The sequence below is a fragment of the Streptomyces sp. NPDC053673 genome (assembly GCF_055585225.1).
The window spans coordinates 231,615-245,709 of the sequence record NZ_JBVJKN010000001.1 but is presented as its reverse complement, the minus strand read 5'-3'; the positions used below and the strand labels follow the sequence as shown (position 1 = coordinate 245,709).

At 71.3% G+C, this 14,095-nt stretch carries 10 protein-coding genes and 1 pseudogene; all 11 read right to left on the bottom strand.

Features of this window, described 5'->3' with window-relative positions:
* Positions 1-161: 161 nt before the first annotated feature.
* A pseudogene (locus ACZ6ZQ_RS01150) lies at positions 162-603 on the bottom strand (succinate--CoA ligase subunit alpha); the annotation flags it as partial.
* Between the two features lie 117 nt (positions 604-720).
* The gene (locus tag ACZ6ZQ_RS01145) at positions 721-1,362 is read right to left on the bottom strand and encodes an HAD family acid phosphatase (RefSeq protein WP_469766447.1); all 642 of its coding nucleotides are present in this window, start codon (positions 1,360-1,362) and stop codon (positions 721-723) included.
* A 215-nt stretch (positions 1,363-1,577) separates the two neighbouring features.
* A complete protein-coding gene (locus ACZ6ZQ_RS01140; RefSeq protein WP_469766446.1) occupies positions 1,578-2,609 on the bottom strand; it encodes a sugar phosphate isomerase/epimerase family protein in 1,032 nt (343 codons plus the stop codon).
* A gap of 34 nt (positions 2,610-2,643) precedes the next feature.
* The gene (locus ACZ6ZQ_RS01135) at positions 2,644-4,053 is read right to left on the bottom strand and encodes a nucleotide pyrophosphatase/phosphodiesterase family protein (RefSeq protein ID WP_469766445.1); all 1,410 of its coding nucleotides are present in this window, start codon (positions 4,051-4,053) and stop codon (positions 2,644-2,646) included.
* On the bottom strand, positions 4,050-5,219 hold the full coding sequence (gene eboE / locus ACZ6ZQ_RS01130) for a metabolite traffic protein EboE (RefSeq protein ID WP_469766444.1): 1,170 nt from the start codon (positions 5,217-5,219) through the stop codon (positions 4,050-4,052). Before eboE ends, ACZ6ZQ_RS01135 begins: the two co-directional genes overlap by 4 nt.
* Positions 5,220-5,232: 13 nt before the next feature.
* Positions 5,233-6,081 (bottom strand): TatD family hydrolase, encoded by an 849-nt coding sequence (locus tag ACZ6ZQ_RS01125; RefSeq protein WP_469766443.1) that lies wholly within the window; start codon positions 6,079-6,081, stop codon positions 5,233-5,235.
* Entirely contained in the window at positions 6,081-6,707 is a 627-nt protein-coding gene (locus ACZ6ZQ_RS01120) for an EboA domain-containing protein (RefSeq protein WP_469766442.1), read from the bottom strand. The genes ACZ6ZQ_RS01125 and ACZ6ZQ_RS01120 overlap by 1 nt, the downstream gene beginning before the upstream one ends.
* Positions 6,695-7,579: a sugar phosphate isomerase/epimerase family protein gene (locus ACZ6ZQ_RS01115; protein WP_469766441.1), complete on the bottom strand. Its 885-nt coding sequence runs from the start codon at positions 7,577-7,579 to the stop codon at positions 6,695-6,697. Before ACZ6ZQ_RS01115 ends, ACZ6ZQ_RS01120 begins: the two co-directional genes overlap by 13 nt.
* Positions 7,576-8,742, bottom strand: a complete 1,167-nt coding sequence (locus ACZ6ZQ_RS01110; protein ID WP_469766440.1) for an SCO3242 family prenyltransferase — start codon at positions 8,740-8,742, stop codon at positions 7,576-7,578. The genes ACZ6ZQ_RS01115 and ACZ6ZQ_RS01110 overlap by 4 nt, the downstream gene beginning before the upstream one ends.
* A 254-nt stretch (positions 8,743-8,996) precedes the next feature.
* On the bottom strand, positions 8,997-10,127 hold the full coding sequence (locus tag ACZ6ZQ_RS01105; protein WP_469766439.1) for an inositol-3-phosphate synthase: 1,131 nt from the start codon (positions 10,125-10,127) through the stop codon (positions 8,997-8,999).
* Positions 10,128-10,221: 94 nt separating this feature from the next.
* Positions 10,222-13,944 (bottom strand): ThuA domain-containing protein, encoded by a 3,723-nt coding sequence (locus tag ACZ6ZQ_RS01100; RefSeq protein ID WP_469766438.1) that lies wholly within the window; start codon positions 13,942-13,944, stop codon positions 10,222-10,224.
* Positions 13,945-14,095: the final 151 nt, after the last annotated feature.

Below are 14,095 nucleotides of genomic sequence, written 5' to 3'. Positions count from 1 at the left end.
TGCGTTCTGCGTTGCGCGCTCTGCGCTCTGCATGCCGCGGACTGCGTTCGGCGTGCCATGGGCTGCGTTCGGCAGACCGCGTCGTACGGGAGAGACGGTAGTGAGCCACGGCAGGCGGACGTCACCGACGCGCGCTCAAGTGTGGGTGACGTCACGCAGTGTCAGCCGGTCGTGAAAAGGCGGTCGCGGACCAGACGCGCTGTCTCGCTCGGCGTGGAGCCGACCTTGACCCGGCGGCTTCCAGTGCGGCCTTCTTGGCCTGGGCGGTGCCGCTGGAGCCGGACACGATGGCGCCGGCGTGCCCCATGGTCTTGCCTTCGGGTGCCGTGAAACCGGCGATGTAGGCGATGACAGGTTTCGAGACGCGCTCTCCGACGTAGGCCGCCGCCCGTTCCTCCGCGTCTCCCCCGATCTCACCGATCAGCACGATGAGTTCGGTGTCGGGTCTGCCTCGAACGCGGCGAGGCAGCCGATGTGCGCCGTGCCGATGACCGGGTCGCCGCCGATGCCGACCGCCGACGAGAATCCGATGTCCCGCAGCTCGTGCATGAGCTGGTACGTGAGCGTGCCGGACTTGGAGACGAGCCCGGTCCGGCCCGGTGTGGGCGCGATAGCCGGGACTTCGGCTGATCGGTGATCCGGGAGGGGGCGGTTGGCCGACGAGGCGGCCGGCGGGTGGCCGCGGGACCGGGGATCCGGTCTCCGCGGCCACCCGGCCTTTCAGGACAGCTGACCGTCGTAGTCGGGCAGCTTGAACGTCCGCTCCGCGTGACCGCCCACCAGGTCGGTGGCCCTGTTGCCGATATTGGCGATGATCTTGTAGCCCTTGGCCTCGATCTCCGCGCGCTTCCCGGTCTTGTAGGCGCTGACCTCATCGAACAGGTCGGGCAGATCCCGCACGTACAGACCGTCGACCGGGTAGCCGGCCTTCTTCAGGTTCCAGTCGGTGAGCCAGTAGATGATGCCGGGGCGGGCCGTGACGAAGAAGATCGCGACGCCGCGGGAGTCGGCGAAGCGGACGAGGTCGCGGACCTGCCCGACCGCGGGGGTCGGCAGCTCCCAGAAGGGGTGGAAGTCGGTCTCGAGCGAGGTGTTGTCGATGTCGAGGACGATCGCCTGCTTCTCGCCGGAGGGCTGCGCGGTCCGCTGCTCGATGTACGGGCGGGCGACGGCGACGACGGCTGCCACATCACGCTGCCAGGTCGCGTAGTCGACGCCGGCCGCCTGTGCGGCGGCGACCGCCGCACGGGGCTGGTTCACCGCCGTCGCCGGGGTCGCGGCCGATGCCGCCGGGGTGGCCGTCGCAAGGGCCGTGGCGGCGAGCACCGCCGCCGTTGCGGTCCTCCATCTGCGTGCATGCATGGGGGGTTCTCCAGAGTCGAGGGTGGTCGGGGAGAGCCGCTCGTTTCACGTACGAACGAAAGGCCTTGGCATGCTCGCGTCCAATGATGTACGGAATGCAACATTCCCTCTACTGGTGAGTAGAGGGAAGAGTCGGAGACGGTTCGCGAACCACGCGACCGCCCGTCGGCGGCAGTTCGCCGACGGGCGGGGTCACCGGCGTGCGGTGCGGTGGCTCAGCAGTCCTCTTCCCGCAGCGAGTGGAGGTGCTCGCTCGACCTGCGGGCGAACGTGAACGACTCGACGGGGTTGTCGTGTTCGGCCTGCCAGTGGTGGACGAGGCGGCCGCCACGGGTGCGGGTCACGGCTGAGATGAACCTCTGGTAGTCGATGTCTCCGTCCCCGACGTCCACCATGCGGTAGCCGTCGCGAGCGGCGTCGTCGCGTACGCCGTCCTTGACGTGGAACAGCGGATAGCGGTCGGGCTGCCTGAGCACATAGCGCAGCGGGTCGAACGGGGCGGGCGTGCCGTCGGCACGCTTGGAGAAACGGAACTGTCCCGCGTACGCCCAGTAGATGTCCATCTCGAGGTAGACGAGGTCGGGGTCGGTTTCGGCGAGGAGCACGTCGTAGAGGCGCACGTCCGGCCTGTCGGTGGCGAAGGAGAACTCCTCGGCATGGTTGTGCTGGTAGAACTTCATGCCGCGGGCCTTGGCGGCGGCGCCGTACTCGTTGAACTCCTCGGCGCAGCGCTTCCAGCCGTCGACGGTGGCGCCGTAGCGCCAGGGGCCGGAGGCGGTGCCGATGTGCTTGAGGCCGAGCGCCTGGGCGTCGTCGAGGACCTTGTCGAGGTTCTGGGCAAAGGTGTAGGCGTTCGGGTCGGACGAGTAGTAGCCGACGTGGCTGCCGATGGCGCGCAGCCCGTGGTCGCGGGTGAGCCTGCGGAGCTCGGCGAGGGTGATGGGACCTGCGGAGCCCTGGGTGTAGCCGGCGTACTCGACCTCGTCGTAGCCGTACTTCTCGAGTTCGGCGAAAACGGCGGCGAAGCCGAGCGTGGAGACCTTGTCGCGGAGCGAGTAGAGCTGGATACCGAGCCGTCCCGGGGGCAGTACGGGGCGGCCCCGGCCGATTCCGGGGGCGGCGGTGGCCGGGGCGGCCGCCGTGCCGAGGAGGGCGGCTGCGGTGGCTCCGGCGGCGACACCGAGCATGCCGCGTCTGCTGAGCTTGTGACTGAGCTCGGGGTCTGGGGTCCTGCTCGAGCGGCTCATTGTGGATAACTCCTCGTTGTCAGTGGCGTCTGGTTCAGTGGAGTCCAGCGAGTTGAAGCAACAGGGACTTCACATCGGTGGCCGCGACGCGGCCTGTTACGGCGCGGGGGGTGGAGCACAGAATGAGCGGCCCGTTGTCGGTGTCATCGCTCGTGGGGAGGCGGCCATGGCTGCCGCGAATAGGTGAGGGGTCGAGTGGTACGACGGCCATGCGGTAACGCATGCCGAGCTTCTTGCGGGCGAGGGCCGTGGCGGCTTTGACGCGGACGTACGGGTCCTGGGGGTCCATGAACAGCTCGACGGGGTCGTAGCCGGGCTTGCGGTGGATCTCGACGAGCTGGGCGAAGTCGGGTGCCTTGTCGTCGTCGAGCCAGTAGTAGTACGTGAACCAGGCGTCGGGATCGGCGACGGCGACGAGTTCGCCGGAGCGCGGATGGTCGAGGCCTTGGCTCTTCTTGCCTTCGTCGTCGAGGAGTTCGGCGATACCCGGAAGTCCGTCGAGGACTTCCCGGGTGGCATCGAGATCCTCGGGCCGGCGTACGTAGACGTGGGCGAGCTGGTGGTCGGCGACGGCGAAGGCCCGGGACGCCATCGCGTCGAGGTACTCCATGCCGTCCTGCGTGTGCACTTCGAGGAGCCCGGCGCGGCGCAGTTCGCGGTTGATGTCGACATGCCGTGTGACACGGGTGATGCCGTACTCGGAGAGGGCGACGACGGTCCGGCCCTCGGCTCGCGCGTCGTCGAGAAGGGGGGCCATGGCCGTGTCGAGGTCGGCGGCCGCCTGGAGGGAGCGGGGGTCGTCGGGGCCGAACCGCTGGAGGTCGTAGTCGAGGTGCGGGAGGTAGCACAGCGCGAGGTCGGGGTTGCGGGTACGGAGGATGTGGCGGGTGGCGTCGATGATCCAGCGGCTGGAGACGATGTCGGCGCGGGGTCCCCAGAAGTGGAAGAGGGGGAAGGTGCCCAGTTTCTCGGTGAGTTCGTCATGGAGGGCCGGCGGCCGGGTGTAGCAGTCGGGTTCCTTGCGGCCGTCGGCGTAGTAGACGGGGCGGGGGGTGACGGTGATGTCGGTGTCGGCTCCCATGGCGTACCACCAGCAGATGTTGGCGACGGTGTAGCCGGGGTGGGCGCGGCGGGCGGCGTCCCAGAGTTTGTCGCCGCCGACGAGGCCGTTGTGCTGCCGCCACAGCAGGACGTCGCCGAGTTCGCGGAAATACCAGCCGTTGCCGACGATGCCGTGCTCGGAAGGGAGGGTGCCTGTAAGGAAGGTGGACTGGGCGGCGCAGGTGACGGCGGGCAGCACGGTGCCGAGGGGGGCCTGGGAGCCGGTCGTGGCGAGCCGTTTCAGGTGGGGCATGTGGTTCAGGAGCCGGGGGGTGAGGCCGACGACGTCCAGGACGAGGAGGGGGGTGGGTCCCGTGGAGTCGCCCGGGGTGATGTCGCTCATGGGAGTTCCTTGAGGCCGAGGTCGGTGAGCAGGTCGCGGGCGAGGGTGAGTTCGGCGGCGATTCCGTCGGTGAGCTGAGTGCGGCTGCGGGGGCGCAGCTCGGCAGGCAGTGCCTGCCAGGTGTACGTCTCGACCTCGAGGTGCCGGGTGAGCGGAGCGGGGCCTGCGACGAGGCGGGCCAGGGTGTCCTGGAGTACGGGAAGGGTGGAGGTGAGCGGAGGGGCGGGCGGTGCGTGCAGGGGGACGTGGAAGTGGGCGCGCCAGGGGGCACCGTCGGGGAGGGTGTCGGCGGCCAGGGCCTCGTGGAGGTCGTCGGTGCCGCGCAGTCCTGCTGCGGTGCGGGTGCGGGTCTGGTGGAGGAAGCGGGGTTCGGCGAAGGCCGCGAGGGCGTCGCGTACGTCGGGGAGGTGGGGGTGTTCGGCGTGCAGCGCGGCGGAGAGCTGCGCCTTGGGGATGGTGATGCCGGCGCCGGTGAGGGCGTCGAGGGCGGGACCGGGTTCTTCGAAGGAGGTGGCGAGATGGCAGGTGTCGACACAGATGCCGATGCGCCTGCTCGATATGGCGCTGAGGGGGCGGATCGCGTCGGCGGTGGTTTCGACGGTGCAGCCCGGTTCGGGTTCGAGGGCGATCCGGATGGATTTGCCGGTGAGTTCTTCGAGCGCGTCGAGGCGTTCGGCGAGCGTGCTCAGTGCGGTGCGGGCGGTGGTTGCGGCGTGGCCGTCGAAGCGGGTGCGCCATGCCAGCGGCAGGGTGGAGATGGACCCTTCGCCGACGTCGTCGGGCAGCAGTGCGGCAAGGAGGCGGGCCAGGTCCCCGGTGTGGGTGAGCCGTTCCGGTTCGGTCCAGTCGGGCCGGTAGACGCGGTACTTGACCTCGTCGGCACCGAATCCCTCATACGGGAATCCGTTGAGGGTGACGACCTCCAGCCCGCGCCGGTCGAGTTCGGCGCGCAGTCCGCGCAGTGCCGCCGGGTCGGTGATCAGTGCCCGGGCGGCGTCCTTGGCGAGCCAGAGACCGATCCCGAGGCGGTCCCGCCCGAGGCGTTTGCGGACGGGCTCGCAGTGGTCGCGGAGCTGGGCGATGACGCCGTCGAGGGTCTCGGCCGGGTGGACGTTGGTGCAGTAGGAGAGGTGGACGGTGGCGCCGTCGGGGTGGCGGAAGCGCATGCGTCTCGCCTCCTCATTCCCCGCCGCGGAGGATGGAGTTGCCCTCGTGCAGGGCCTCGGCGGCCGGGACGTCGAGCTGGAGGCGGCCGCTCTGGCCGTAGAAGGCGACGGGGTTGCGCCAGAGCACCTGGTCGACGTCGTCGTCGGTGAATCCGGCGGCGAGCATGGCGTCGGCGACCTTGCGGGTCTTCAGCGGGTCGCTCTTGCCCCAGTCGGCGGCCGAGTTGACCAGGACGCGTTCAAGCCCTTGGGCCTTGAGGATGGTGACCATCCGGTCCTCGTCCATCTTGGTGTCGGGGTAGATGGAGAACCCGAGCCAGCAGCCTGCGTCGGCGGCGTCCTTCACCGTCGTCTCGTTGAGGTGGTCGAGCAGCACACGCTCGGGAGCGAGTGCGGATTCGCGGACGACGTCGATGGTGCGGCGCAGGCCGGCCGGCTTGTCACGGTGCGGGGTGTGGACGAGGGCGGGCAGTCCGTGGTCGGCGGCGAGCTGGAGCTGGGCGGCGAGGGCGGTGTCCTCGGCGGGGGTCATCGAGTCGTAGCCGATCTCGCCGACGGCGACGACGTTGTCCTTGACGAGGTAGCGGGGCAGTGCGTCGAGGACGGGGGTGCAGCGGGGGTCGTTGGCCTCCTTCGGGTTGAGGGCGATGGTGCAGTGGTGGGCGATGCCGTACTGGGCGGCGCGGAACGGTTCCCAGCCGAGGAGGGAGTCGAAGTAGTCGAAGAACGAGGCAGGTGAGGTGCGGGGCTGACCGAGCCAGAAGGACGGTTCGACGAGGGCACGGACGCCTGCGGCGTACATCGCCTGGTAGTCGTCCGTGGTACGGGAGGTCATGTGGATGTGCGGGTCGAAGATACGCATCAGGACTCCTCCGTGGGGGACGTCAGGGCGAGGACGCGGTGGAGGTCGGCGGGTACGGGGCGGCCTGCGGCGGTGCGTTCGGCGGCGTAGTCACCGAGCATCCGGGCAAGTTCCGCGTCGCCCCGGGCACGGCGTTCGAGACCGTCGGCGGCGTCCACGGGCACTCCGGTGAACAGACACTTCAGGAGGGCGTGGCGCCAGGAGTGCGGGTCGAGGTGTTCAGCGGCGTAGGGGCCGACGGCGGCGGCGACGAGCCGGGTGTCGTTGGTGCGCAGGGCGTCCTCGACGAGGGGGACACCGGCGGCGGGGTCGGGCGCGAGCTGCGGCAGGGCGAGGAGCACGGCGCGGCGTTCGGCGGCGGTGCCCTGCTGGTAGAGGCGGGTGAGGGTGGCCGCGTCGGCGCGGGCTTCCCGGAGGAGGAGGGTGCGTACGGAGTCGGAGTGGCCCTGGCCGCAGTGGCGGCCGGCGGAGGCGAAGCGGAGTTCCCAGGCGGGGACGGCGTAGGGGGTGGTGGCGTCGGCGGGTGCGGCGGCGGTGTGGGCGGCTTCGGCGAGGGCTTCGTGCAGCCAGGCCCGGGCGGCGCCACCGAGCCGGGTGTCGAGTTCCTCGCGGGTCAGGATCGCCATGCCGGTGCTCCGTTCGTGGGGGCCGGAGCCGGGGCCGGGGCGTTCGGGCGGAGGAACTCGATGGAGGCGCGGGCGAGTTCTGGCCCCGCGTGGGAGTGGCGGGGCAGTTCGACGACGGTCAGGCCCTGGTAGCCGGTGGCGGCCAGGGCGTCGAGGACGGGCGGGAAGTCGATCTCGCCGTCGCCGAACGGGAGGTGTTCATGGACTCCGCGGCGCATGTCCTCGATCTGGACGTGCCGCAGCCAGGGGGCGGCCTGCTTGACGCAGTCGGCGGGGGATGCCGGTTCCAGGCACTGGCAGTGGCCGATGTCGAGGGTGAGGCCCAGGGGTTCGGGGTCGCCGAGGCGGGTGCGGAGGTGGTGGAAGTCGTCGAGGGTGGCAAGGAGGTGGCCGGGTTCCGGTTCGACGGCGAGCGGGACGCGGGCAGTGGCGGCGGCGTCCAGGACGGGAGTGAGGGCGGCTTCCAGGCGGTGCCAGGCGGTGGTGGCGCCGGTGCCGTCGGGGGTGATGCCGCTGAAGCAGTGCACGGCGTGCGCGCCGACGTCCGCGGCGACCTGAACGGCACGGACGAGGAGTCCGGTACGGGCGGCGCGGCCGTCGGGATCGGGGTCGAGGAGGGACGGGCCGTGCTTGCGGCGCGGGTCGAGGACGTAGCGGGCGCCGGTCTCGACGGTGACCTCCAGTCCGAGGTCGGCGAGGCGGCCCGCGAGGCGGCGGGTGCGGGAGGCGAGGTCGGGGGCGAGGGGGTCGAGGTGCATGTGGTCGAGGGTGAGGCCGACGCCGTCGTAGCCGAGGTCGGCGAGGAGCGCGAGGGCGTCGTCGAGGCGGAGGTCGGTGAGGCCGTTGGTTCCGTAGCCGAGGCGCAGGCTCATGTGGGGCTCACCTTCCGGGCGAGGCGTCGGGCGACGGGGATGAGCGCGAGAACTGCCAGCCCGGTGCCGGCGGCCCCGGCGCGGGCGGCGAGGGCGGCCTGCAACGGGATCATGGCGCGGATACCGGCGCCGACGGCGCGCTGGGTGAGGGGTGGGGACGGGTTGAGAGCGGCGTGGAGGAAGGGGGTGACGGTGGTGCGGGCGTAGCTGGTGGTGGCGAGTGCGGCGAGGAGTTCCGCAATCGGGGGCGAACCACCGGGCCCCTGCAAGGGGGTCGGCCGACGGGGCAGGCGCTGCTCCCCGGTGCGCGGGGGCAGCGGCGTCCCGCCGGGAATGTGCGGGGGCAGCATCCCGCCGTGCGCGCTTCGCGGCGCGGGCCGCCCGGGCGTACGGACGCGGGCCGTCAGGGTGGCGAGCGTCAGGGCCGTCGCCAGGGCCGCGAGGGGCGCCTTGGTGGAACCGCCCTGGACTTCGTGGCGGGAGACGGAGGTGATCGCGTAGGTGTGGGCACCCAGGAGACCCGCGTGCGGGAGCGCGCGGGCCAGGCCGGTGGCGTGAGTTGCCGTGGCACCGAGCAGGAGGTCCAGGGCGCGGGCCGATGCCATGGCGGCCGGGCCCGCCGTGGTGTGCTTGAGGCGCAGGTCGTACGACCAGACGGTCGCGGTCAGGGCCGATGCCACGAGCAGTGCCGGACGGCCGGCCCGCGCGGCGAGGGCAAGCCCCGCCGCCGTGAGGGCACCCCCAGCGGCCAGGGCCGCGGCCGGGCTGATCCGGCCCGAGGGGATCGGCCGGTGCGGGCGGTCGACGGCGTCCTCGTCACGGTCGGCCCAGTCGTTGAGCGCCATGCCCGCCTCATAGAGGCACAGGGAGGAGCCGATGGCGAGGGCGGTGCCCCGGTTGGCGCGCAGGCCGACGGAGGCCGCGCCCGCGAGGGCGTCACCGGGGACGGTGAACAGGGCGGAGACGCGCAGCAGTTCGGCCCACGCCTTGAGCCGCGGGAGACACTCCTCGGCAGCACATGGCCCCACCGCTCCCGGCGGCTCCACCGCCGTCGGACCTCCGGTCGGCGCGGCCGCACACCCGGCCATGGCCCCGGGCACAGCCCCCCGTGCCGTGCCCGGGTCGCCGTCGGCCGTCGCGGTCCCCGGCGTCGGCATCGGCATCGGCGCCGCGGCCGGTGCTTCCGCGGGCCCCGGTACGGTGCCCGTCCGCTCCGTACGCCCGTGGTCGATGCCTGTTTCCGCGGATGTGGGCTCACCGTGCGCCTGCGCACGTCGCGGCGCGGTGCTTCGCGCCCCGCGCCGAGGTGTGGGGTCCGGGTGTGCCGGTGACAGGCCTGCCGCTGCCCCGCGCAGGAGGCCCAGAAGAGCCAGGGCGCCCAGTGCGCCGAGGGCGGCGCTCCGTCGACGGCGCCCCGTCACCGGGACTCCCCCAGCCGCGCCGCGAAGGCCAGCAGCGCGGCGTACTGGTCGGACAGTGCCGCCGGAGCGCCTGCGTCCGGGTCCTTGAAGTAGAAGGCGAGTTCGGGGAGCGGGCCGGACAGGCCGGCCTCATGGGCGCGGGCCACCAGTCGTGCCAGGTCGAGCACCAGTGGCGCCGCGAGAGCCGAGTCGCAGCCCTGCCAGATGGTCTGGAGGACCATCCGCGAGCCGAGGAAGCCGTCGAAGGCGACATGGTCCCAGGCGGTCTTCCAGTCGCCGAGGGCCGGTACGTCGTCGATGTGGACTTCGCCTTCGGGGGCGGCGCCGAGCGTGTCGGTGAGCACACGTTCCTTCCCGGCGTTCTTCGCGGCGGCCGCTGCGGGGTCGGCCAGCGCAGCCCCGTCCCCGCCGCCCAGGAGATTGGTGCCGGACCAGGCCCGGACGGACAGGGCTCGCTGTACGAACATGGGGGCGAGCACGGAACGGAGCAGCGTCTGGCCGGTCTTGCCGTCCCGGCCGGCGTGGGGAAGTCCGCCGGCACGGGCGGCGTCCTCGAGAGCCGCGGTGCGCAGCCCGGTGGAGGGGGTGAAGTTGACGTACGGGCAGCCCGCCCGGATCGCCGCCGCCGCGTAGAGGGAGCTTGCGGGGAGTCGTTCGGATTCCTGAGCCGGCGCGGGCTCCGTCGAGGCGACGTTCACCACGACGACCCGGGCGAGTGCGTGGCGCTCGCGGAAGGCAACGATGTCGGTGGTGAAGGCCGCGATCAGCTCGGCGTCGCCGCGCGAGTCGCCCGGCAGCGGGCCGCCCGCCCGGATCTCCTCGTTCGCGGCGGCCAGTTCGCCGTGGACCGCCGACGGCAGATCGTGTGGCAGGACACCACCCGCGGCCAGCACCTCGGCCCGCTTGGGCAGGGGGCAGCCGGCCGTGTCGTGACCACCGAAGACCAGGGAGGACAGCGGCGGCAGCCCGGATCCGGCGAAGGGAGCGGTTTCCGTCACCATGCCCGTCGCCGGGTTCAGCCCGGCGGTGACCGCCGCGCATCCGGCGACCGCGGTGGTGGCGACGGAGCCTCGTGCTCCGACCAGCCAGACCCCGGTGCGCGACACCGATTCGTTCCTGTTCGGCACGGCTGCCTCCCTGCTCTTCCTGTGGTGGGACGGCGGGCGGGGGTACGGCGTCTCCCCGCCCGCCGCCGGCTTGTGGAGTCCGGCAGGGGCTGCCCTACGAGGAGGAGGGCAGCTCCTTGAGCTGGATGTTCCGGAAGGACACCTGGTCGTCGGCCCCGTGGTTCTGGATGCCGATGTAGCCGTCCTTCAGGCTGCGGGCCGGGTCGGTGTTGGTGAAGTCGTTGATCTTCACACCGTTGAGGAAGACCTGGAGCCGCTCACCCTGGACCTTGATCTCGTAGCTGTTCCACTGGCCGGGCGGCCGCAGCACCCGGTCGCGGGCCTGGAGGTCCGCCGACTTGAAGCCGTAGACGGCGCCGGTGGTGCGGTCGGGGGCGTCGGTGGCGTCGATCTGCACCTCGTAGCCGTTGTTCACCGCGGACCAGGGGTCGTCGGAGGCCGGGAAGCCCACGAAGACACCGGAGTTGTCGTCGCCCGCCATCTTCCAGTCGAGCTTGAGCGAGTAGGACTTCAGCTCCTTGGCCTGGTACCAGAGCATGCCCATGCCGCCCTCGGACCGGAGCTCACCGTCCACGACGTCGAACTTCCCGGGCCCGGCCTGCTTCCAGCCCTCCAGCGTGTGGCCGTTGAACAGGTCCCGGTAGCCGGTCTGCGGCTTGCAGTCGGCGTTGACCTGCCCGGCGGCGTAGCGCAGTCCGCCCAGCAGATGCTGCCGGAAGGCCGGTTCGGCGTAGGACTCCTTGGTGTGTCCGCCGCCGGTGTAGAAGGCGCGGCCGCCCTGATAGGTCTGGCACCAGGCGATCGGGTGGTCGCCCTTCATGGTGCCGCCCTGATAGGTGGTCTCGTCGAGGGTGGCGAGGACGCGGGCCTGACCGCGCGGGTTGGTGCGGTAGTTGTACCACTCGTCGGTGCGTTCCCACGCCTCGTCGAGGTGGGAGGTCGCCGGGTGGTCGTGGTCCTCGACCCGTACCGTCGCCTTCTGGATCTGCGGGTGCGAGTGGAAGTACGCGCCGACGAGTCCGCCGTAGAACTCCCAGTCGTACTCGGTGTCGGCGGCCGCGTGCACACCCATGTAGCCGCCGCCGGTGGCGACGTAGTTCTCGAACGCCTTCTGCTGTTCGGCGCCCAGCACATCACCGGTGGTCGACAGGAACACCACGGCGTCGTACCGGGCGAGGTTGTTCGTCGTGAACTGAGCGGCCTCCTCCGTGGCGTCGACCGTGATGTTGCTGGACTGCCCGAGCTCCTTCAGCGCCGCGACAGCGGTCGGGATGGAGTCGTGGCGGAACCCGGCCGTCCTGGAGAAGACGAGGACCCGCTTGGCGGTCCGGTCGACGGGCGTGTCGGAGATCTCGAAGTCGTCGAGGTCGTAGAGCGCTCCCGCCCCGCCCTTGAAGACCAGGAAGAGCTCCGTGGTCGCCTTCGGCACGCCACGCAGCGGCACGTCGATGTCCTGGAAGGTCTCCCAGCCGCCGGTCACCGGCACCGGCGCCGAGCCGAGCAGGGTGCCGGTCGCCGAACCCGTGCGCACTTCGAGGAAGCCGCCGGCGCCGCCTGAGGAGACACGGGCGGTGAGCTTGGTGGATCCGGTCAGGTTGTACGGCTTGAAGGAGATCCAGTCTCCGTCGTCGATGTCGCCCACGGTCTTGCCTCCGTTGGCGGGCGCCTTGTTGATGACACTCACTCCGGACTGGCCGGTGAAGTGCTCGGCCTGCCGGTGGCGCGGCTGCAGCTGCGCCTGGTCGTGGCCGGTGAGGGCGGCCTGGCCGCCGCCTCCGCCGTCCGTGTACTCGGCGTCGAAGACTCCGAAGATGTTCGCGTTCGGGTCGTGGCCGCCGTCGGCGGACGTCTTGATGGTCCCGGTGCAGCCGTTCGCCGACGTCTCGGGGTGGCCGTGGCTGTCATGGCCTAGGACGTACGTCACCTTCACCTTGGCGCAGTCGATCGTGCCGGCCGCGCTGTCCTCGGGGTCCGTGACGGTCACCTTGAACGGAATCTCGTCGCCGAAGCTGAACAGCGCACCCTCGGCCGGCAGTTGCAGGGTCACCTTGGGCGCGGTGTTGCCGACGACGACCTGGACGCTGGCGGAGCCGGTGCGCCCGGTCGCGTCCTTCGCGGTCACCGTCGCCGTGTAGGTGCCGTTCTTGCGGTACGTGTACGTCGGGTTGGCGGCCGTGGAGGTGCCGCCGTCGCCGAAGTTCCAGCTGTAGGTGAGCGCGTCCCCGTCGGCGTCGGTCGTGCCGGCCGAGGAGAAGGCGACCCTCAGCGGGGCCTTCCCGGACGTCTTGTTCGCGGCTGCCTCGGCGACCGGGGAGTGACCGTCGGTGGCGTTCTCGATGCGGTAGAGCGCGGAGTGCTCGTTGCCGCCGAACCAGGCGGTGCCGTAGTCGAGGACGTACAGCGCCCCGTCGGGACCGAACGACATGTCCATGATCTGTGTCCCGGTCCAGGGGACGGGGTTGATGGACTGGACGGCACCGTCGGCGCCGTGCTCGATGCGCTTGATCCAGCGTCGGCCGAACTCGCCGGCGAAGAAGTCGCCGTCGTACGCCTCGGGGAACTTCACCGGGGAGTCGAGGTCCGCGTCGTAGTGGTAGACCGGCCCGCCCATCGGGGACTCGGAGCCGGTGCCGAACTCGGGCACGGATCCGCCGTCGTACGGGATCCAGGCGGGCTGGGCGGGCGGCAGGTCGACGAGACCGGTGTTGTGCGGTGAGTCGTTCTTCGGAGCCGCACAGTCGAACGTGGCTCCGGACACCTTCGTCGCGAAGTCGTAGTCGACGTAGGCGTCGTTCTTGCCGGTGCAGAAGGGCCAGCCGAAGTTGCCGGGCTTGGTGAGCCGGGCGAACTCGACCTGCCCGGCCGGACCGCGCTTGGGGTCGGCCGCACCGGCGTCCGGCCCGTAGTCGCCGACGTACAGCACACCCGTCTTCTTGTCGACGCTGAAGCGGAACGGGTTGCGGAAGCCCATCGCGTAGATCTCGGGGCGGGTCTTCTCCGTGCCCGGGGCGAAGAGGTTGCCGTCGGGGACGGTGTACGAGCCGTCGTCGGCAACCTTGATGCGGAGGATCTTTCCGCGCAGGTCGTCGGTGTTGCCCGAGGTGCGGCGGGCGTCGTACGCGGGGTTGCGGTCGGGCCGCTCGTCGATGGGCGTGAAGCCGTCCGAGGCGAACGGGTTGGAGTCGTCCCCGGTCGACAGATACAGGTTGCCCTGTGCGTCGAAGTCGATGTCTCCGCCGACGTGGCAGCAGATGCCGCGGGTGGCGGGGATGTCGATGACCTTCTTCTCGCTCGCGTTGTCCAGGGTCCCGTCGGCCTTGAGGACGAAGCGGGAGAGCCGGTTGACGCCGTCGTACTTGGCGAAGTCCGCGGCGGTGCCCTCGTTGGGGGCATCGCCGGCGGGCGTGTCCAGCGGGGGCGCGTAGTAGAGGTAGATCGCCCGGTTCTCGCTGAACTTCGGGTCGATACCGACGCCCTGGAGGCCTTCCTCGTCGTGTGCGTAGACGGGGACGGTGCCGATGACGCGGGTCGTTCCCGCGGCGTCGGTCATCCGCAGCTCGCCGTCGCGCGAGGTGTGCAGCACACTTCGGTCGGGCAGGACGGCGAGCGACATGGGCTCGCCGACCTCGGGCTCGCCCTTCGCGAGCGTGACCTGCTGGAACTCCTCGGCCGCCGGCTCGGCGGCAGGCGCGTCGTGCGCGGGCGTCACGGCCCCGACGGGGGCGGCGAGGGCGAGCGAGGTGGCGGCGAGAAGGCCGGCGGTGAGGAGCGCGAGTCCCGAACGGACTCTGCCTGCTCCGGGCCGTTTTCTGTGCACGTGTGTCCTCCGGAAGTAGCCGGTCGTACGAGCGGGTGCTGCCGTGCGGCTCCGCGCGCGAGGTGGCCGCGGAGAGTCCGGGGACCGGCGTGCGCCGTTCACGCTGGTCGGATCGCTGGTCGGATCGCTGGTCGGGTTCAGGGCTGTGTCC

Excerpts from the sequence above, each read along its gene's own strand:
- ACZ6ZQ_RS01145 (WP_469766447.1), bottom strand. The coding sequence starts at position 1,362 with ATGCATGCACGCAGATGGAGGACCGCAACGGCGGCGGTGCTCGCCGCC.
- ACZ6ZQ_RS01140 (WP_469766446.1), bottom strand. The coding sequence starts at position 2,609 with ATGAGCCGCTCGAGCAGGACCCCAGACCCCGAGCTCAGTCACAAGCTC.
- ACZ6ZQ_RS01135 (WP_469766445.1), bottom strand. The coding sequence starts at position 4,053 with ATGAGCGACATCACCCCGGGCGACTCCACGGGACCCACCCCCCTCCTC.
- eboE (WP_469766444.1), bottom strand. The coding sequence starts at position 5,219 with ATGCGCTTCCGCCACCCCGACGGCGCCACCGTCCACCTCTCCTACTGC.
- ACZ6ZQ_RS01125 (WP_469766443.1), bottom strand. The coding sequence starts at position 6,081 with ATGCGTATCTTCGACCCGCACATCCACATGACCTCCCGTACCACGGAC.
- ACZ6ZQ_RS01120 (WP_469766442.1), bottom strand. The coding sequence starts at position 6,707 with ATGGCGATCCTGACCCGCGAGGAACTCGACACCCGGCTCGGTGGCGCC.
- ACZ6ZQ_RS01115 (WP_469766441.1), bottom strand. The coding sequence starts at position 7,579 with ATGAGCCTGCGCCTCGGCTACGGAACCAACGGCCTCACCGACCTCCGC.
- ACZ6ZQ_RS01110 (WP_469766440.1), bottom strand. The coding sequence starts at position 8,742 with ATGCCGATGCCGACGCCGGGGACCGCGACGGCCGACGGCGACCCGGGC.